Source organism: Pseudomonas sp. CFSAN084952, from assembly GCF_009648855.1.
GTDB lineage: Bacteria > Pseudomonadota > Gammaproteobacteria > Pseudomonadales > Pseudomonadaceae > Aquipseudomonas > Aquipseudomonas paracarnis.
Genome location: NZ_CP045767.1, coordinates 3,770,947 through 3,789,371, shown reverse-complemented (window position 1 = coordinate 3,789,371; position 18,425 = coordinate 3,770,947). Strand labels below are relative to the sequence as shown.

Below are 18,425 nucleotides of genomic sequence, written 5' to 3'. Positions count from 1 at the left end.
TTGCCCCTGTGGGAGCGGGCGTGCTCGCGAATACGGTGGTTCAGTTGATACATCTGTGACTGACACACCGCTTTCGCGAGCAAGCCCGCTCCCACATTTTGGTTCGGTTTACACCCGTTGAAGCTCAACTGCCTGCCAGATGGGCTGCTTTTCTGCCACACTTGCCGGCCGTGCATAAATAGATGACCGTCGAAATAGCTGATGACAGACCAAGCACCCACCCTCGACCAACTGCTCAAAGCCCTCGATCACGCCATGCTCGCCGACCGCCACCGCTTGCGCCGGCAGTTGCTTGAGCTGCGCAAGAAGCCCGATGAGGACAAGCTGGCGCAGTGGGTGGCGCGGATGCAGGCATCCTGTGCACAGGTCACGGCGCGGCGCGCCAGCCTGCCGGTGATCCGCTACGACGACAGCCTGCCGATTGCCGCCAAGCGCGATGAGATCAAGGACGCGCTGCTCAAGCACCAGGTGCTGATCATTGCCGGTGAGACCGGTTCGGGCAAGACCACCCAGTTGCCGAAAATCTGCCTGGAAATCGGTCGCGGCCAGTACGGTCTGATCGGCCACACCCAGCCACGCCGGATCGCAGCGCGCAGTGTCGCCAGCCGTGTCGCTGAAGAGCTGGCCACGCCATTGGGTGCGCTGGTCGGTTACCAAGTGCGCTTCGAAGACCAGAGTGACTCCAACACCCTGATCAAGCTGATGACCGACGGCATCCTGCTGGCCGAAACCCAGAACGACCGTTACCTCGAGCGCTACGATACGATCATCGTCGACGAAGCCCACGAACGCAGCCTGAACATCGACTTCCTGCTCGGCTACCTCAAGACCCTGTTGCCGCGCCGCCCCGACCTGAAGGTTATCATCACCTCGGCGACCATCGACCTGGAGCGCTTTTCCAAGCACTTCGACGATGCGCCAATAGTCGAGGTGTCGGGCCGTACCTTCCCGGTGGACACCTGGTATCGCCCCCTCACCCTGGAACAGGACGAGGAGGGCAACCGCGTCGAGGACGACCTGACCGTCGACCAGGCGATCCTCGCCACCCTCGATGAAATCGCCGCCTATGAGCGCAGCGAACGGCGCAGCCCTGGCGACGTGTTGGTGTTCCTGCCCGGCGAGCGCGAGATTCGTGATGCGGCCGACATGCTGCGCAAGGCCCAGCTCAAGCACACCGAGATTTTGCCGTTGTACGCACGGCTGTCACCGGCCGAGCAACAGCGCATTTTCCAGTCCCACCCAGGCCGGCGCGTGGTACTGGCGACCAACGTTGCGGAAACCTCGCTGACGGTGCCGGGCATTCGCTATGTGATCGACAGCGGCACGGCACGCATCAGCCGCTACAGCTACCGCGCCAAGGTGCAGCGCCTGCCCATCGAGGCGATTTCCCAGGCCAGCGCCAACCAGCGTAAAGGCCGTTGCGGCCGGGTTGAACCGGGTATTTGCGTGCGCTTGTACAGCGAAGAAGATTTTATCGGGCGCCCGGAATTTACCGACCCGGAAATTCTGCGCACCAACCTCGCGGCCGTGATCCTGCAGATGCTGCACCTGCGCCTGGGCGAGATCACCGATTTCCCGTTTATCGAACCGCCGGATGGCAAGGCCATCAGCGACGGTTTCAACCTGCTGCAAGAACTCTCGGCGGTCGACCGCAACAGCCAGCTCACGCCGTTGGGCCGCCAGCTCGCCCGCTTGCCGGTGGACCCGCGCATGGGCCGCATGTTGCTGGAAGCGGCCAAGCTCGGCAGTTTGCAGGAAGTGTTGATCGTCGCCAGCGCCATGTCGATCCAGGACCCGCGCGAGCGCCCACCAGAGCGTCAACAAGCGGCCGACCAAGCCCACGCACAGTGGAAAGACCCGGATTCGGACTTCGCCGGGTTGGTCAACCTGTGGCGCGGTTTCGAGGAGCAGCGCCAGGAACTGACCGCCAGCCCGTTGCGCAACTGGTGCCGCAAAAACTTCCTCAACTACTTGCGCCTGCGCGAGTGGCGCGACTCCCATCGTCAATTGAGCCTGATCTGCCGCGACATGCAGCTTAGCCTCAACAAAGAGCCCGCCGACTATCCGAAGCTGCATAAAGCGGTACTGTCCGGCCTGCTCAGCCAGATCGGCCAGAAGACCGAAGACGGCGATTACCTCGGGGCGCGCCAGCGTCGCTTCTGGATTCACCCGTCGTCGGGCATCGGCAAGAAGCGCCCGCAATGGCTGATGACCGCCGAACTGGTGGAAACCACCAAGCTCTATGCACGCATGGTGGCGAAGATCGATGCCGACTGGATCGAGCCGCTGGCGGGGCATCTGATCAAGAAAAACCACTTCGAACCCCATTGGGAGAAGAAGCGTGGCCAGGTGGTGGCCTTTGAGCAGATCACCCTGTTCGGGCTGATCGTGGTCGGGCGCCGGCCGGTGCATTACGGGCCGATTGACCCGGTGGTGTCCCGTGAGTTGTTTATCCGTGAAGGCCTGGTGCGCGGCGAGATTCAGTCCCGGGCCAAGTGCCTGACGGCCAACCAGAAACTGCTGGAGCAACTCGACGAGCTGGAAGCCAAGGCCCGCCGTCGCGACATCCTGGCCGACGAAGAAACCCTGTACGCCTTCTACGATGCGCGCCTGCCCGCAGAAATTCACCAGACCGCCACCTTTGACAGTTGGTACAAGGTCAACAGCCAGAAAGACCCGCAACTGCTGATCATGCGTGAAGAAGACGTACTGGCCCGCGAGGCCAGTGAAGTCACCGCCGCGCATTACCCGGACACCTTGCACCTGGGCGATCTGGCCCTGGCCTTGAGTTACCACTTCGAACCCAACCACCCCCGTGACGGCGTGACCCTGCGGGTGCCGGCGCCGTTGTTGCCGGCGTTGCCAGCCGAGCGCCTGGAGTGGCTGGTGCCGGGGTTGATCGAAGCCAAGTGCATCGCTCTGGTGCGCAACTTGCCCAAGGCGCTGCGCAAAAACTTCGTGCCGGTGCCGGACTTCGTCAAGGCCGCGCTGCAACGCATCGAATTCGGCCAGGGCTCGCTGCCCCAGGCGCTGGGGCGTGAATTGCTGCGCATGACCGGTGCGCGGGTCAGCGATGAGGCGTGGGCCGAGGCGGCGCAACAGGTGGAAAACCACCTGAAGATGAACCTGGAAGTGGTCGACGGCCAGGGCAAGTTCCTCGGCGAAGGCCGTGACCTGGCCGAGCTGACCGCACGGTTCGCCGAAGCCAGCCAGGCCGCCTTGGCGGTGCCGCAAACCGCGAAAAGCCAGCAGCCGGTAGAGGCCAAGGTGTTTGCGGCGGTGGCGGAAAAAACCCAGCAGAACATCGCCGGCCTGTCGATGACGGTGTATCCGGCACTGGTGGAAGAGAACGGCACGGTCAAGGAGGGGCGCTTCTCCACCGCTGCCGAAGCCGAGTTCCAGCACCGTCGCGCCTTGCAGCGCCTGCTGATGCAGCAATTGGCGGAGCCGGCGAAATTCCTGCGCGGCAAATTGCCGGGCCTGACCGAACTGGGCTTGATGTACCGTGAACTGGGGCGAATCGACGCGCTGGTGGAAGACATCCTGCTGGCCAGCCTCGATACCTGTGTACTTGAAGGCGAAGCCAGCCTGCCACGCGATGGCGCTGGCCTGGCGGCCTTGGCTGAACGCAAGCGCGGCAGTTGGACTGAGCACGCCGAACGCCTGGCGCGGCTGACCCTGGAAGTGCTGAAACTTTGGCACGGCCTGCAAAAACGCTTCAAGGGCAAGATCGACCTGGCCCAGGCCGTGGCCTTGAACGATATCAAGCAGCAACTGAGCAACCTGGTGTATCCAGGTTTTGTGCGGGAAACCCCGGCCCAGTGGTTCAAGGAACTGCCGCGTTTCCTCAAGGCTATCGAACTGCGCCTGGAAAAACTGCCGAGCCAGGTGCAAAAGGACCGCGTGTGGAGCAGCGAATTGGGCGGCCTGTGGGCGCAGTACCAGAACCGCGTGAACAAACATACCCAGGAAGGCAAGCGCGACCCGCAGTTGGAGCTGTACCGCTGGTGGCTGGAGGAGTACCGGGTGTCGCTGTTTGCCCAGCAGTTGGGTACCAAAGTGCCGATTTCCGATAAACGCCTGAGCAAGCAGTGGAGCCAGGTAGAGCCCTGAAGCCCTTGCCGCAAGGTGTTTGTTTGGCCTATAGCGCCAAATCCCCGGTGTTGTGGCAAACTTCGCGGTCACAAGATTGAATAAAAGCATTGCCAGTTTGATGCCCGCTGGATGACATCAAACGACTTTAATTTTGGTACGACGGTACCAATATCTTCTGCCTGACAGATTTAGAGGAACGACCGTGCATAACGTCGTCATCAGCGGCACTGGCCTGTACACCCCGGCCAACAGCATTTCCAACGAAGAGCTGGTGCAGTCTTTCAATGCCTACGTACAACAGTTCAACGCCGACAACGCCGCCGCTATCGAACGTGGCGATGTGCAGGCGCTGACCGAGTCGAGCGCGGCATTCATCGAAAAGGCATCCGGCATCAAGAGCCGTTTTGTGATGGACAAGGACGGCATCCTCGATCCACAGCGCATGGCTCCGCGCCTGCCCGAGCGCAGCAACGACGAATGGTCGGTGCTTTGCCAGATGGCCATCGGTGCCGCCGAACAAGCCCTGCAGCGCGCCGGCAAGACCGCCGCCGACATCGACGGCGTGATTGTCGCCTGCTCCAACCTGCAACGCGCCTACCCGGCGATCGCCATTGAAGTCCAGGAAGCCTTGGGTATCCAGGGCTTCGGTTTCGACATGAACGTGGCGTGTTCCTCGGCCACCTTCGGCATCCAGAACGCGGCCAACAGCATCCAGTTGGGCCAGGCCCGGGCGATCCTGATGGTCAACCCGGAAGTCTGCACCGGCCACCTGAACTTTCGTGACCGTGACAGCCACTTCATCTTCGGTGATGCCGCCACGGCGGTGATCCTGGAGCGTGCTGACCTGGCGACGTCCGAACATCAGTTCGACGTGGTGAGTACCAAGCTGCTGACCAAGTTCTCCAACAACATCCGCAACAACTTTGGCTTCCTCAATCGCACGGCGGAAGAGGGCATCGGCGCCCCCGACAAGCTGTTCGTGCAGGAAGGCCGCAAGGTGTTCCGTGATGTCTGCCCGATGGTGGCCGAATTGATCGGCGAGCACCTGGCAGAAAACCAGCTGAGTGTTACTGATGTGAAGCGTTTCTGGCTGCACCAGGCCAACCTGAGCATGAACCATCTGATCGTGAAGAAACTGCTGGGGCGCGACGCGTCAGTAGAAGAAGCACCGGTGATCCTCGATACTTACGCCAATACCAGCTCGGCCGGCTCGGTGATTGCGTTCCACACTTATCAGGATGACCTGCCCAAGGGCGCGGTTGCCGTACTCAGCTCCTTTGGCGCCGGGTATTCGATTGGCAGTGTGATCCTGCGCAAACGCTGAGTATGTGGCCGGACGCGGTCAACTGTGGGAGCTGGCTTGCCTGCGAAGGCATCGGCTCGGTGTGCCTGAATCACCGAGTTGTCTGGATCGCAGGCAAGCCAGCTCCCACATTGAGCGTATTTCCACGGCAAGATTGAGGTAAACGATGGCCGCAGCGGACGATGCGCACCTGCTTGAACGCCTGCTCAAGGGTGAGCAGCGGGCTTATAAGGATTTGGTCAACACGTACCAGAGTGCGATGCGGGCAGTGGCGTATGCCATCGTCGGCCAGCGCCATGCCGATGAGGTGGTGCAAGATGCCTGGCTCTCGGTGGTGCGCAACCTGGCCAAGTTCGAAGGGCGATCTAGCCTCAAGACATGGTTATTGACGATCACTGCCAATTCCGCAAAGAGCCGTTACAAACAAAATCGTCGGGAAGTCCTTCTCGACGATTTACCCTCGCCTCACGGCACTATCGGCGATGACCGCTTCAGCCCGGATGATGGCCATTGGGCTGTCGCCCCTTACGCTTGGCACCAGGACACCCCGGAAGCGCTGCTGACCGAAGATGAATTGCGCAAGTGCCTGGAGCATACGATTCTGAGTTTGTCCGAATTGCAAAGCAGTGTGCTGGTACTGCGTGAACGCCAGGGCCTGGAATTGGAAGAAATCTGTAATCTTCTGACCCTTTCACTCTCCAACGTCCGTGTGCTGTTGCATCGAGCGCGGCTTAAAGTCTTCGCCACGGTGGAGCATTTTGAGGAAACGGGCGAATGTTGACCTGTAAAGAACAAGTAGCGCGTTCCAGTGACTACCTCGATGGGCAATTGACCTTTCGGGAGCGTCTGCTGGTGCGTCATCACTTGATGTTCTGCCCGAACTGCCGGCGCTTTATCCGTCAGATGCGCCTGATGCAGGCAACGCTCAAGCGTATGCCGCAGGAGCCGGTGGAGGGGGTTGATGCGCTGGCCGAACAACTGGCCGCCGAGCGGCTTAAAGACATCATGTAGGAGCGAGCTTGCTCGCTCCTACATGTTAAGCGTTAGAACTTGGCTTCAGCATCCAACTGCAAGGTGTTGGTGTCGGCATCGCGCTGGGTCCGGCTGGCAAAGTCAGCCTTGGTCAGGAAGTAGGTGGCGCCGATGGCGAAGTTCTTGTCGATGTCGTAGCTGACTTTCATCTTGTGACCGCGCGAGCCGGTGGTGCCGTTGGCGAAGTCCGAATCGGTGAAGGCGCCGACGACGGCATTACGTTGAACGTCGCGGTAGTTGTAGTCCAGGTTCAAACCGAACACCTTGGACTTGGCACCCAGCAACCAGGCGGTGTCCTGGTCGGTCACCGCATCGTTGTTTTTTACGTACTGGCCGTAGAACGACAGCGGCACGGCCAGGCCACCGATGTCTGCTTGCGCAAAGCCTTCGTACAAGCGGAATTCGTTGTTGGCCGAGTTGCCGTTGACCGCCAATGCGCAAGGCGTGGTGGTGGTTGTGCAGCGGCTGTCTTCGTCGTTCTTGTAGGCGTAGATGCTGCCGCCCAAGGTCATTTTCAGGTTGTCGGTGACCGAGAAACGCGTACCCAACTGGCCGGACGTCAGGCGCAGGTCATGGCGAAATTGCACGCCGTCACCGTCGACGTTGTCCTTGAGGTTGTAGTTACCCAGGCTACCGAACAGCTCCGCGCTGCTACCCAGTGGGTATTTGTAGGTGACGGCCAGGCCTTCAGGGTTGATGTCGCTATCCCAGATCACATCGCCCATGTTCACCCACGGCTGCAGCATCTTGCCGCCGATCACGTGCAGGTTCTTGATCTGGTCCGGGTGGTAGTCGATGTAGCCGAGGTCCAGCCAGATCGACTTCTTATCGAAGTAGCCATCCTGGTCCTGGTTGGTGGAGCGTGCATCATCGCCGCCGCCGGTGGCGATACGGATACCGGTGTCCACCTGCGGGTTGATTTCGGTGTAGGCACCCAGGCGGGCACGAATGCGTTGACGGTCCTTGTCACGCCCACCGTTGTTGGGTTCGCCGTCGATCTTGATGGTTTCCTGGCGGAAGCGCACGTCACCCTTGAACTGGGTCTTGGCTGCCCAAGCCAATTTCTGGTCGAAGCTGCTCAGCTCGTTGGTTTTTTTCGCGGTGGCCGCGATCTGCTCGTTGGTCTCTTGTTGAGCCTGGCGTGCGATCTGCTGCTCTTTCTGATCCCTGGCCAGTTCCATTTGCAGTTCGGTGTACTGCGCCGCGGTGATCTGGCCGTTGGCCTTGAGCATGTCGAGCAATTTAGCGTCGACTGCAGCGCTGGCCGGAACGCTCAGTGCCAGCAACAGGCCGCCACACAGGACCGCCGCAGTTTTAGTGGAAGCAAGACGCATATCAATCTCCGAAAGTGAGGAGGGAGGGCAACACCCTCCAGGACACAACCGACCCATGACGGACGGAAAAAATGTCGCCCGGTAGACCCGGACGCTCTAAAAACTGGCGTCAGTATCGCGACCGTTTATGACGGAGTAGTGGCTAAGTGATTTCATCTAGATGACAAATCGTTACGCTACGGAACTAAGGGTTTTGAGCCCTGTCCGCGTGTTTTGAGGATGTGCGCGCGGCTGTGATCAGCGATACTCGCCAGGTTTTCATGCCAAGAAACAATGAGGATGCCGATGCCGCTGCAACGCCTGGACAGCTTGTCCGATATCGCTGCGCACACGTGGGATGCCCTGATGCCACAGGCCCAGCCGTTTATGCAGCATGGGTTTCTGAGTGCGCTGGAAGACAGCGCCAGCATCGGCCCGCATTCGGGCTGGCAGACGGAGCACTTGCTGCACTGGGAAGGCGACCGGTTGATGGCGGCATTGCCGGGTTATCGCAAATGGCATTCTTATGGCGAGTACGTGTTCGATCATGGTTGGGCCGACGCCTGCGAGCGCGCCGGCATCGACTATTACCCCAAGTTGCTGACGGCCGTGCCGTTCAGCCCGGTCGGTGGGCCGCGGGTATTGGCTGCCAGTGCCGCCGACGCTTTTGAGTTGCTCAATAGCCTGCCGGGTTATCTGCAGATCGAAGGCCTGTCGAGCGCCCATATCAACTTTACCGATGCCCTCGCCGATCAAGCCATGGCCCAACACCCCGGCTGGTTGCAACGCTTGGGTTGCCAGTTTCATTGGCAGAACCGAGGCTACCGCGACTTCCAGGATTTCCTCGACGCCCTGAGTTCACGCAAGCGCAAACAGATGCGCAAAGAACGTGAACAAGTGGCAGGGCAGGGTATCGAGTTCGAGTGGTTGCAAGGCCATGAGCTGAGCGAAGCCCAGTGGGATTTTGTCTACGCCTGCTACGCCAACACCTACGCGGTGCGTCGGCAATCGCCCTACCTAACCCGCGCATTTTTCAGCCTGCTGGCTGAGCGCATGCCCGCAGCCATCCGCGTAGTCTTGGCCAAACAAGGCACGCGCCCGGTGGCCATGGCCTTCAGCCTGCTTGGCGGCGACAGCTTCTATGGCCGCTACTGGGGCTGCCTGGCTGAATTCGACCGCCTGCATTTCGAAACCTGTTTCTACCAAGGCATGGATTACGCCATCGCCCACGGCTTACAGCGCTTCGATGCAGGTGCCCAGGGGGAGCACAAATTGATTCGCGGGTTTGAGCCGGTGATTACGCGGTCATGGCACTACTTGCGCCACCCGGGGTTGAAGAGTGCCGTGGAGGATTTTCTTGAGCGAGAGCGGGTGGGGGTTCTGGCGTATGCCGAAGAGGCGAGGGCGGCCCTGCCTTATCGGCACTCTGACGGCACGTGAAACACCCTGTAGGAGCGAGCAAGCTCGCTCCTACAGGGATTGGGTCAAGCTGTTTTTTCTGCACCCAACCATCGGTACGTAATGCCGCCGATCACCGCGCCGAGGATCGGCGCGAGCCAGAACAGCCACAATTGTTGCAGCGCCCAGCCGCCGACAATCAACGCAGGCCCTGTGCTGCGGGCCGGGTTGACCGAGGTGTTGGTCACCGGGATGGAGATCAGGTGGATCAGCGTCAGCCCCAGGCCAATGGCGATGGGCGCGAAGCCTGCCGGGGCTCGACGGTCGGTGGCGCCAAGGATGATCAGCACGAACATCGCCGTCATCACCAGCTCACAGACAAAGCCTGCCGCCATTGAATAACCTCCGGGTGAATGCTCGCCATAACCATTGCTTGCCAGCCCGGAGGCCAGTTCGAACCCGGGTTTGCCGCTGGCGATGAAGTACAGCAGTGCGGCGGCGATGGCGCCACCGATCACTTGCGACACGATGTAGGCCGGCAACTCCCTGGCCGGGAATCTGCCGCCCACCACCAACCCCACCGAGACGGCCGGGTTAAGGTGACAGCCGCTGATATGCCCGATGGCAAATGCCATGGTCAGCACCGTGAGCCCAAAAGCCAGGGACACCCCGAGCAGGCCGATGCCAACGTTGGGGAACGCTGCGGCCAATACCGCACTCCCGCAGCCACCCAACACCAGCCAAAACGTACCCAGTCCTTCCGTTACGGAACGTTTGAACAGTGACATGAACACTTCCTTAGAGTGCTCTATCTGATTAACGGTCTGTGTGGCTTCCCTGCCGCCTTAAATCAGGGCCCTCCTGGGGCCTGATTGCAGTACAGCAGGATTGTGTCGCAAGACCAGCCAGATAGAGAAAGCTGTCAGAATTGTTCGGAATTGAGCGGGGCTTTACCCAGCGAAATCAGTCTATGCCGACAAAACCCCCGGTCTGATGCTGCCATAACCGCGAATAAAGCCCGCCGTATGCCAGCAACTCGGAATGGCTGCCGCTCTCGGCAATCTGGCCTTTTTCCAGCACCACCAGGCGGTCCATTCGTGCGATGGTCGACAACCGGTGTGCAATTGCGATCACCGTCTTGCCCTGCATCAAGGTTTCCAGGCTCTCCTGGATCGCCGCTTCTACTTCCGAGTCCAGCGCGGAGGTGGCTTCGTCCATGATCAGGATCGGCGCGTCCTTGAGCAGCACGCGGGCGATAGCGATACGCTGGCGTTGCCCGCCGGAGAGTTTCACCCCGCGTTCACCCACATGGGCATCCAGCCCGGTGCGGCCCTCGGAATCCGACAGCAGCGGGATGAACTCATCGGCGCGGGCCTTGTGCACCGCCGCCCAGAGTTCTTCGTCAGTTGCGTCGGGCTTGCCATACAGCAGGTTGTCGCGGATCGAGCGGTGCAGCAACGAGGTGTCTTGGGTGATCATGCCGATCTGCGCGCGCAGGCTTTCCTGGGCCACTTCGGCGATGTCCTGGCCGTCGATGAGGATGCGTCCGCCCTGCAGGTCGTACAGGCGCAGCAGCAGGTTGACCAGCGTCGACTTGCCCGCGCCGGACGGGCCGATCAAGCCGATCTTTTCCCCGGCCTTGATCTCAAGGTTGAGGCCGCCAATGATTCCGCTCTTCTTGCCGTAGTGGAAGTCCACCTGCTCGAAGCGCACCTGGCCGTGGGGCACCGTCAGGCGCGGAGCGTTTTCACGATCGACCACGGCCAGTGGCTGGGCGATGGTCTTCAGGCCGTCCTGCACGATACCGATGTTTTCGAAGATGCCGTTGACCACCCACATGATCCAGCCGGACATGTTGACGATGCGGATCACCAGGCCGGTGGCCAGGGCAATCGCGCCCACGGAAATCAGCGACTGTGTCCACAGCCACAGGGCCAGGCCGGTGGTGGTGACGATCAGTAGGCCGTTCAGAATACAGATTACGGTGTCCATGCTGGTGAGCACGCGGGCGGCCAGTTGGGTTTTTTCGGTCTGCTCGATGATCGCTTGCTTGGCGTATTCCTGTTCATTCTGGGTATGGGCGAACAGCTTCAAGGTGGTGATATTGGTATAGCCGTCAACAATTCGGCCCATCAACTTGGAGCGCGCCTCCGAGGAGACCACCGAGCGTTCTTTCACCCGAGGCACGAAGTAACGCAAGGCCAGGCTGTAGCAAACGATCCAGGTGATCAGCGGAATCATCAGCCGCCAGTCGGCCTCGGCAAACAACACCAGGGCACTGATGGCGTAGATCGACACGTGCCAGATAGCTTCTGCGGTCGCCACCGCCGAGTCACGCAAGGAGTTGCCGGTTTGCATGATCCGCTGGGCGATGCGCCCGGCAAAGTCGTTCTGGAAGAAATTCAGGCTCTGTTTGAGCACGTAGCTGTGGTTCTGCCAGCGAATCAGGCTGGTCATGCCGGGATTGATGGTCTGGTGCACCAGCAAGTCATGCAGGCCGTTGAAGAGCGGGCGCAACAACAGGGCCACCACGGCCATCCAGATCAGCTCGGCGCTGTGGATCTGGAAGAAATTCGCCGGTGGCGTGCCCTGGGCCAGGTCGATGATGCGGCTCAGGTAGCTGAACAACGCAACTTCGATCAGGGCTCCGACCAGTCCCACTACCAAGAGCGCGGCGAAGCACGGCCACACCTGACGCAGGTAATAGAGATAGAAGGGCAGGACTTTTTCGGGAGGGGCCGCGCTGGGGGCGTCGCGGAAAATATCGATCAGTTGTTCAAAACGACGATAGAGCATTAGGTTTGACGCCCGCCGGGCGGGCTCTCCTTTCAAAGGTGCACGGTGCCATGCGGGCACCGTGCAAAGCTGCCTGCGGACCTCAGTCGATGCGCTTGGCCGACTTGATGATCACAGGATCGATAGGCACGTTCTGCATGCCTTGCTTGGTGGTGGTCTGGGAGTTGACGATGATGTCGACCACGTCCATGCCCTTGACCACTTTGGCGAACACGGCATAACCGGCATCGCGGCCCGGATCGAGGAAGGCATTGTCGGCCACGTTGATGAAGAATTGGCTGGTGGCCGAGTTCGGGTCATTGGTGCGAGCCATGGACAAGGTGCCACGCACGTTATGCAGGCCATTGCTGGCTTCGTTCTTGATCGGTGCTTCGGTCGGCTTTTGTGACATTTGCTGGGTGAACCCGCCGCCCTGGACCATGAAGCCCGGGATCACGCGGTGAAAGATCGTATTGGTGTAGAAGCCCTTGTCGACATAGGCCAGGAAGTTCTTGGTGCTGATCGGCGCCTTGACCGGGTCCAGTTCGATTTCAATCTGGCCGTTGGTGGTGTCGAGCAAAACATGTGGCGCCTTGGCCGGCTCAGCTGCCATCAGGTTGGCAGCAAACAAGGCGGAACCGGCAAAGAAGGCGATTTTTTTCAGCATGGGTCAGTGGTCCTGGGTAGTGGTTTCGACGGTCTTTAGAAAGTCGAGCAAGGTCGCGTTAAAGACCTCGGGTTGATCCAAGGGCGTGGCATGGCGGGAATCTTCGATGACCACCAGCCGCGCATCGGGCAGCAGTTTTACATAGATTTCTTTCTGCGCCACGGGGGTGTAGTCATGGTCGGCGCTGATGACCAGGGTTGGACAGGTAATTCTCGACAGTTGTTCCTGCACGCCCCAGCCCACAATGGCGTCGAAGCTGGCGAGATAAGCACGTTTGTCGTTTCTTGCCCAGCGCTCGGCCATCTTGCGGCGCAGGTCGGCCTGCTCAGGTTTGGGGAACAGCCGATCGCCCAGGGCCTTGCCGATGGTGCCCAGGCTGAGCACACGGGCCAGGGTCCAGCGTTTGGCCCACTGCCAATAGTCATCGGCACTGCGCACCTTGACCTCAGGCGTGCTGTTGACGATGCACAGGCTCTTGACCCGCCGGGGTTCATCCACCGCCAGTTGGAAGGCGATCATGCCGCCCATGGATAAACCCACCACGTGGGCCGCTGGCAGGTCGAGGTGTTCGATCAGCGCGATCAGGTCGAAGGTAAACCCCTTGATGCTGTAGCGCTCCCGGGGTTTGGCCGAGCGACCATGGCCGCGCACGTCAACCACGATCAGGTGGTAGTGTCGGGCGAGTACCGGTACTTGCAGTTCCCAATCCTGGCTGCTGGAGCCCAGGCCGTGGATCAGGATCAGCGGGTTGCCATGGCCATATTCTTCGTAATGCAGGCTGCAGCCTTCATGGTCGAACCAGGCCATGGATGAACTCCGTTTCAGGCTTGTTGAGGAGCGGCGAAGGGCGCGTCCAGGGGAGCGGTGTCAAAGGTGCGCAGCAATTCCACGAGGATCTGCGTGGCGGGCCCCAAGGGTTTGTCTTTGTTGGAGTACAGGTAAAACGTCGGGTTGCGACTGCCACCTTTTTCCAGGGGAAGCTGCTTGAGCACGCCCTCCTTGAGTTCGCGCTCGATCATGTGCCGGGGCAGCCAGGCAAAGCCCAGGCCGCTGGCGACGAAGGTGGCCGCGGTAGCGAGGCTGCCGACGGTCCAGCGCTGTTCGGCGCCGAGCCAGCCGACGTCGCGCGGTTGTTGGCGGCCGGAGTCACGGATCACCACCTGCATCTGGCTCTCCAGGTCGTGGAAACTCAGCTCACGGTTGAGGCGATGCAGCGAGTGATCGGGGTGGGCCACGGCGACGAACTCCACATCGCTCATTTCCGTGCCCAGGTAGCCCGGGATGATAAAACCGCAAATGGCCAGGTCCGCCATGCCGTCGAGCAGCAACTCTTCGACGCCGGACAGTACTTCTTCGCGCAGGCGCACCCGGCAGCCACGGCTTTGCGGCATAAAGGCGGTTAATGCGCGAACGAGACGTGCGCTGGGGTAGGCGGCGTCCACCACCAAGCGCACTTCGGCTTCCCAGCCCTGTTCCATATGATGAGCGAGGTCTTCCAGCTGGCTGGCGTTTTTCACCAATTGGCGGGATCGGCGCAGCAGCACCTCACCGGCCTCGGTCAGCACCGCCTTGCGCCCGTCGATACGCAGCAAGGGGACGCCGAGTTGGTCCTGCATGCGCGCCACGGTGTAGCTCACTGAAGATTGCGAACGATGCAGCGCTTCGGCGGCTTGGGCAAAGCCGCCATGGTCGACCACGGCTTGCAAGGTGCGCCATTGATCGAGGGTAACGCGGGGCGCTTTCAAGATGAGCTCCTCTTGTCCTAAGCTGGCGGTCCTTATTGGAGACTGCCGAATGAGAAAATTGTGTTGTGTGTTGCTGGCGCTGCTGCCGATGAGCGCGTTTGCCTATCCTATCGACGTGACGAAAAAGATCGATGGCGTGAGCATTGATTACACCGCCTCCGATGTGGACGGCGACATCAGTTCGATCCAGCTGAACAACTACGGCGCCCAGGACGCGGTGTGCAAGGTCACCTTTACCAACGGCCCGGAATCGCCACGCCGTCGTACCGTGACCGTGCCTGCTGGCAAAAGCACTAACACCACGGTCAAGTTCAACCGCGCCATCATCAAGATGCGTATTGCCCTGGACTGCGCGCCAAAATAAAGCAACAGCGGAGCGTGCTCACAGGAATACTCCGCTTATAAACAAATTTCTAGATGGGTTGTAGCAGTTTTTTGCGCTTTTTTATCGAATAGGCCCTGGTTAACCTTCTCTCCATCGACTTACAGCAATTACCGATGGAGCCTACGAAGCCATGTCCAATGTCCTGATCATCGAAAGCAGTGCGCGCCAGCAGGATTCCATTTCCCGCCAGCTCACCCAACAGTTCATCAGCCAATGGCAAGTCGCCCATCCGGCAGACCGCATCACCGTGCGCGACGTAGCGCTCAATCCGGTACCCCATCTGGATGCCAACCTGCTGGGCGGCTGGATGAAACCGGCGGAGCAGCGTAACGACGACGAACAGGTGTCCCTGGACCGCTCCAACGAGTTAACTGACGAACTGCTGGCCGCCGACGTGTTGGTGATGGCCGCGCCGATGTACAACTTCGCCATTCCGAGCACCCTTAAAGCCTGGCTGGATCACGTGTTGCGGGCGGGTGTGACCTTTAAATACACCGCCACCGGGCCCCAGGGTCTGTTGACCGGCAAGCGCGCTATCGTGCTCACCGCACGCGGTGGTATCCACACTGGCGCCACCTCGGATCACCAGGAACCGTACCTGCGCCAGGTCATGGCATTTATCGGCATTCATGACGTTACCTTCATTCACGCCGAAGGCGTCAACCTGGGCGGCGACTTCCAGGAGAAGGGCGTCAATCATGCCAAGGCGCAACTGGCCCAGGTCGCCTGAGGCGTTAATCGTCAGATAATCCCGTGCTGCTTATATAGCGCCACGCAAACCCTTCAAGTACGCGTATCGAACCTCCCTTTGCACTTTTGCTCCTGAGTGCTCCCGCCCGACTGCCGCTTTAGCGAGGTCGGGTTTTTTTTGCGCCGAGTTTCTTCAAAAACCAAAAAGCTTTAATGTCGCGCCCATTCGAAACGAGGCGCGCATGGGCTATCTACTGGTTGTCACCCTGATTCAGGCATTTTCCTTCAGCTTGATTGGCGAATACCTCGCCGGTCACGTCGACAGTTACTTTGCGGTGCTGGTGCGCGTGGTGCTGGCCGGGCTGATCTTTATTCCGCTGACGCGCTGGCGCTCGGTGGAGCCCGCGTTCATGCGCGGCATGTTGGTGATCGGTGCATTGCAGTTCGGCGTGACCTACGTATGTCTGTACCTGAGCTTTCGTGTGCTGACGGTGCCGGAAGTGCTGCTGTTCACCATCCTCACGCCGCTGCATGTGACCCTGATCGAGGACGCGCTTAATCGCCGCTTCAATCCCTGGGCGCTTGTGGCGGCCCTGGTGGCGGTGGGCGGTGCGGCGGTGATTCGTTTCGATCAGATCACCCCGCATTTCCTGATGGGGTTCTTGCTGCTGCAATTGGCCAATTTCACCTACGCCGCCGGGCAAGTCATGTACAAGCACCTGGTGGCGCGTTATCCCAGTGACCAGCCGCACTTCCGGCGTTTCGGTTATTTCTACCTGGGCGCCTTGATGGTGGTGTTGCCGGCGTTCCTGCTGTTCGCCAAGGCTGACTTCCTGCCGCAAGCGCCGCTGCAATGGGGCGTGCTGGTGTTCCTAGGAGTGGTCAGTACCGCGCTGGGCATGTACTGGTGGAACAAGGGCGCCTGCCTGGTCAATGGCGGCACCCTGGCGGTGATGAACAACCTGCATGTGCCGGTGGGGTTGCTGCTGAACCTGCTGATCTGGAACCAGCACGAACCGCTGGGTCGTTTGGCCCTGGGCGGTCTGGTGATTCTGGGGGCGGTGTGGATCAGCCGGCTGGGTGTGCGTCGGGCGGTGCCGTCTCCATCGTGATCACCACTTTGCCTTTGGCACGGCCTTGTTCGACGTAGTCCAGGGCCGCGGCTGTGGATTCGAAAGGGAAGGTTCGGTCGATGACCGGCCGGATAATCCCCGACTCGACCAGCGTGGTGATTTCATCCAGTTGCGCGCCACTGGCGCGCATGAAGACAAAGTCATAGCTCACGCCTTGCTTGCGCGCTTTCCTGCGGATACCGCTGCTCAACACGCCCACGACCAGGCCCAATACCCAGGGCAGGTTCTGGGCGCGGGCGAAGGCGGGTGTCGGCGGCCCGGAGATGGAGATGAGCTGACCGCCGGGCTTGAGAATCTTCAGTGACTTGGCCAGCGCATCTGGGCCCAGGCTGTTCAGCACCACATCGTAATCCCGCAGCACGGTCTCGAAGGCTTGCTGTTTGTAGTCGACCACCACATCTGCGCCCAACGCTTTGACCCACTCCACATTGGCGGTGCTGGTGGTGGTCGCGACAAAAGCGCCCAAATGCTTGGCCAACTGGATGGCGATACTGCCCACCCCGCCTGAGCCCGCATGAATGAACACTTTCTGGCCTTTCTTCAGCTTCGCGGTTTCCACCAGCACCTGCCACGCCGTGAGCGCGACCAGGGGCAGGGCCGCGGCTTGCTCCATGGTGATGTTGTCGGGTTTGCGCGCCAGTGCGTCTTCGTGCACGGCAATCCGCTCGGCGAAGGTGCCGATACGTTGCTGGGGCGGGCGAGCGTAGACTTCGTCCCCCGGCTTGAAGCGTCGTACCGCCGCGCCGACGCTGAGCACCACGCCGGCCAGGTCATTGCCCAGTGTCAACGGCAACGCATAGGGCAGGATCAGTTTGAATTCGCCCTTGGCGATCTTTGCATCCAGCACATTGACGCTGCTGGCCCGCACCTGAACCAGCACGTCATGCTCACCCACAACAGGCGCGGGGGCCTCGGTGAGGCGGCCGGGCTGTTTGCCGTACCGTTCGATGGAAAATGCCTTCATGGTTCAACGCTCGTTGCTTCGGTGAGAAGGGGCAGGCGCGCAGCACGCCTGCTACCGGTTGTTCAGGCGTTGGCCAGGTAACGCTCGGCAACCTGGGACTGCTTGATCTGTGCCAGCAAGCCTTGCCGCGCAGCCTGCAACGCGTCCCAACGGGCGCCGTCCTGCAACGGCGGAATGGTCACCGGCTCGCGGCGATCAAAACCCACCAACGCCGCGTCCACCAGATCGCCCACTTCCATCACGTCCGTGAGGGTGTTGATGTCAATGCCCGCCCGCTCCCAGATCTCGGTACGCGTGGCGGCGGGCAGCACGGCTTGCACGTACACGCCTTTGGGCGCCAGCTCCAGGCTCATGCCCTGGGACAGGAACAGCACGAACGCCTTGGTCGCGCCGTATACCGTCATGCCGAATTCCGGGGCCAGGCCCACTACCGAGCCAATGTTGATGATAGCGCCGTTGCCCGCTGCCGCCAGGCGCGGGGCGATGGCACTGGCCAGGCGCACCAGTGCAGTGGTGTTGAGGGCGACCAACTGCGCGACGCTGTCGGTGGACTGTTCGATAAAACCGCCAGACTGCGCGGCGCCGGCATTGTTGACCAGGGTGCCAATGTTGGCGTCCTCGCGCAGGCGCGCTTCAACTGCTGCCAGGTCAGCGGTCTGGGTCAGGTCGGCGGGGAGGATATCAATGCTGACGGCATGCTGTTCGCGCAGTCGGGCAGCGAGCGCTTCCAGGCGCGTGATGTCACGGGCGACCAGTACGAGGTCGTGGCCGCGTGCGGCAAAGCGTTCGGCGTAGGCGGCGCCAATGCCGGTCGAAGCGCCAGTGATCAGAACGGTGTTGGAAGTACTCATGGTGTGATGCTCTGTGAGTGCGAGGAGGTTTTATGATGTCGATCATAATCAAAGCTGTCAACGGTTTTGATTAT

The 18,425-nt window shown here is 60.6% G+C and carries 16 protein-coding genes; 8 read left to right on the top strand and 8 right to left on the bottom strand.

The genetic code is table 11. The features are described 5' to 3' along the window. Nucleotides 1-201: 201 nt before the first annotated feature. The 4 genes from hrpA to GH769_RS17135 all read left to right on the top strand — a co-directional run bounded on the left by hrpA (nucleotide 202) and on the right by GH769_RS17135 (nucleotide 6,409). On the top strand, nucleotides 202-4,113 hold the full coding sequence (gene hrpA / locus GH769_RS17150) for an ATP-dependent RNA helicase HrpA (RefSeq protein ID WP_014719435.1): 3,912 nt from the start codon (nucleotides 202-204) through the stop codon (nucleotides 4,111-4,113). Nucleotides 4,114-4,297: 184 nt separating this feature from the next. After that, nucleotides 4,298-5,419: a beta-ketoacyl-ACP synthase III gene (locus tag GH769_RS17145; RefSeq protein WP_003193141.1), complete on the top strand. Its 1,122-nt coding sequence runs from the start codon at nucleotides 4,298-4,300 to the stop codon at nucleotides 5,417-5,419. A 145-nt stretch (nucleotides 5,420-5,564) separates the two neighbouring features. After that, nucleotides 5,565-6,179, top strand: coding sequence for an RNA polymerase sigma factor (locus GH769_RS17140; RefSeq protein ID WP_014719433.1), 615 nt, complete (start codon nucleotides 5,565-5,567; stop codon nucleotides 6,177-6,179). Further along, a complete protein-coding gene (locus GH769_RS17135; RefSeq protein WP_020302662.1) occupies nucleotides 6,173-6,409 on the top strand; it encodes an anti-sigma factor in 237 nt (78 codons plus the stop codon). Before GH769_RS17140 ends, GH769_RS17135 begins: the two co-directional genes overlap by 7 nt. Before the next feature lie 32 nt (nucleotides 6,410-6,441). On the opposite strand, the gene GH769_RS17130 is transcribed toward GH769_RS17135, so the two are convergent. Beyond that, complete coding sequence (locus GH769_RS17130) at nucleotides 6,442-7,764, bottom strand: putative porin (protein WP_003193136.1); 1,323 nt, start codon at nucleotides 7,762-7,764, stop codon at nucleotides 6,442-6,444. A gap of 285 nt (nucleotides 7,765-8,049) precedes the next feature. Between GH769_RS17130 and GH769_RS17125 the strand changes: the two genes are divergently transcribed. Next, nucleotides 8,050-9,183, top strand: a complete 1,134-nt coding sequence (locus tag GH769_RS17125; RefSeq protein WP_014719431.1) for a GNAT family N-acetyltransferase — start codon at nucleotides 8,050-8,052, stop codon at nucleotides 9,181-9,183. 44 nt (nucleotides 9,184-9,227) lie between these two features. On the opposite strand, the gene aqpZ is transcribed toward GH769_RS17125, so the two are convergent. The 5 genes from aqpZ to GH769_RS17100 all read right to left on the bottom strand — a co-directional run bounded on the left by aqpZ (nucleotide 9,228) and on the right by GH769_RS17100 (nucleotide 14,328). Then, nucleotides 9,228-9,929 carry an aquaporin Z gene (aqpZ, locus tag GH769_RS17120; protein ID WP_019820470.1) on the bottom strand — a complete coding sequence of 234 codons (702 nt, stop codon included), beginning with the start codon at nucleotides 9,927-9,929 and terminating at the stop codon, nucleotides 9,228-9,230. 175 nt (nucleotides 9,930-10,104) lie between these two features. Then, the gene (locus GH769_RS17115) at nucleotides 10,105-11,937 is read right to left on the bottom strand and encodes an ABC transporter ATP-binding protein (protein ID WP_003193125.1); all 1,833 of its coding nucleotides are present in this window, start codon (nucleotides 11,935-11,937) and stop codon (nucleotides 10,105-10,107) included. 82 nt (nucleotides 11,938-12,019) lie between these two features. Continuing rightward, nucleotides 12,020-12,583, bottom strand: coding sequence for a peptidylprolyl isomerase A (locus tag GH769_RS17110; RefSeq protein WP_014719428.1), 564 nt, complete (start codon nucleotides 12,581-12,583; stop codon nucleotides 12,020-12,022). Nucleotides 12,584-12,586: 3 nt separating this feature from the next. Continuing rightward, nucleotides 12,587-13,390, bottom strand: coding sequence for an alpha/beta fold hydrolase (locus tag GH769_RS17105; RefSeq protein WP_032903108.1), 804 nt, complete (start codon nucleotides 13,388-13,390; stop codon nucleotides 12,587-12,589). Between the two features lie 14 nt (nucleotides 13,391-13,404). Further along, nucleotides 13,405-14,328, bottom strand: coding sequence for a LysR family transcriptional regulator (locus GH769_RS17100; RefSeq protein WP_014719426.1), 924 nt, complete (start codon nucleotides 14,326-14,328; stop codon nucleotides 13,405-13,407). 49 nt (nucleotides 14,329-14,377) lie between these two features. Between GH769_RS17100 and GH769_RS17095 the strand changes: the two genes are divergently transcribed. The 3 genes from GH769_RS17095 (at nucleotide 14,378) to GH769_RS17085 (ending at nucleotide 16,515) form a co-directional block, all read left to right on the top strand. Further along, a complete protein-coding gene (locus GH769_RS17095; RefSeq protein ID WP_014719425.1) occupies nucleotides 14,378-14,692 on the top strand; it encodes a 3-phosphoglycerate kinase in 315 nt (104 codons plus the stop codon). A gap of 151 nt (nucleotides 14,693-14,843) precedes the next feature. Further along, on the top strand, nucleotides 14,844-15,443 hold the full coding sequence (locus GH769_RS17090) for an FMN-dependent NADH-azoreductase (protein ID WP_014719424.1): 600 nt from the start codon (nucleotides 14,844-14,846) through the stop codon (nucleotides 15,441-15,443). 202 nt (nucleotides 15,444-15,645) lie between these two features. Next, complete coding sequence (locus GH769_RS17085; protein WP_014719423.1) at nucleotides 15,646-16,515, top strand: carboxylate/amino acid/amine transporter; 870 nt, start codon at nucleotides 15,646-15,648, stop codon at nucleotides 16,513-16,515. Here the strand turns inward: GH769_RS17085 and GH769_RS17080 are convergent. Further along, complete coding sequence (locus tag GH769_RS17080; RefSeq protein WP_032903109.1) at nucleotides 16,472-17,500, bottom strand: NADP-dependent oxidoreductase; 1,029 nt, start codon at nucleotides 17,498-17,500, stop codon at nucleotides 16,472-16,474. The two genes, GH769_RS17085 and GH769_RS17080, sit on opposite strands and share 44 nt — an antisense overlap. 62 nt (nucleotides 17,501-17,562) lie before the next feature. Continuing rightward, entirely contained in the window at nucleotides 17,563-18,351 is a 789-nt protein-coding gene (locus tag GH769_RS17075; protein WP_014719421.1) for an SDR family oxidoreductase, read from the bottom strand. Nucleotides 18,352-18,425 lie beyond the last annotated feature (74 nt).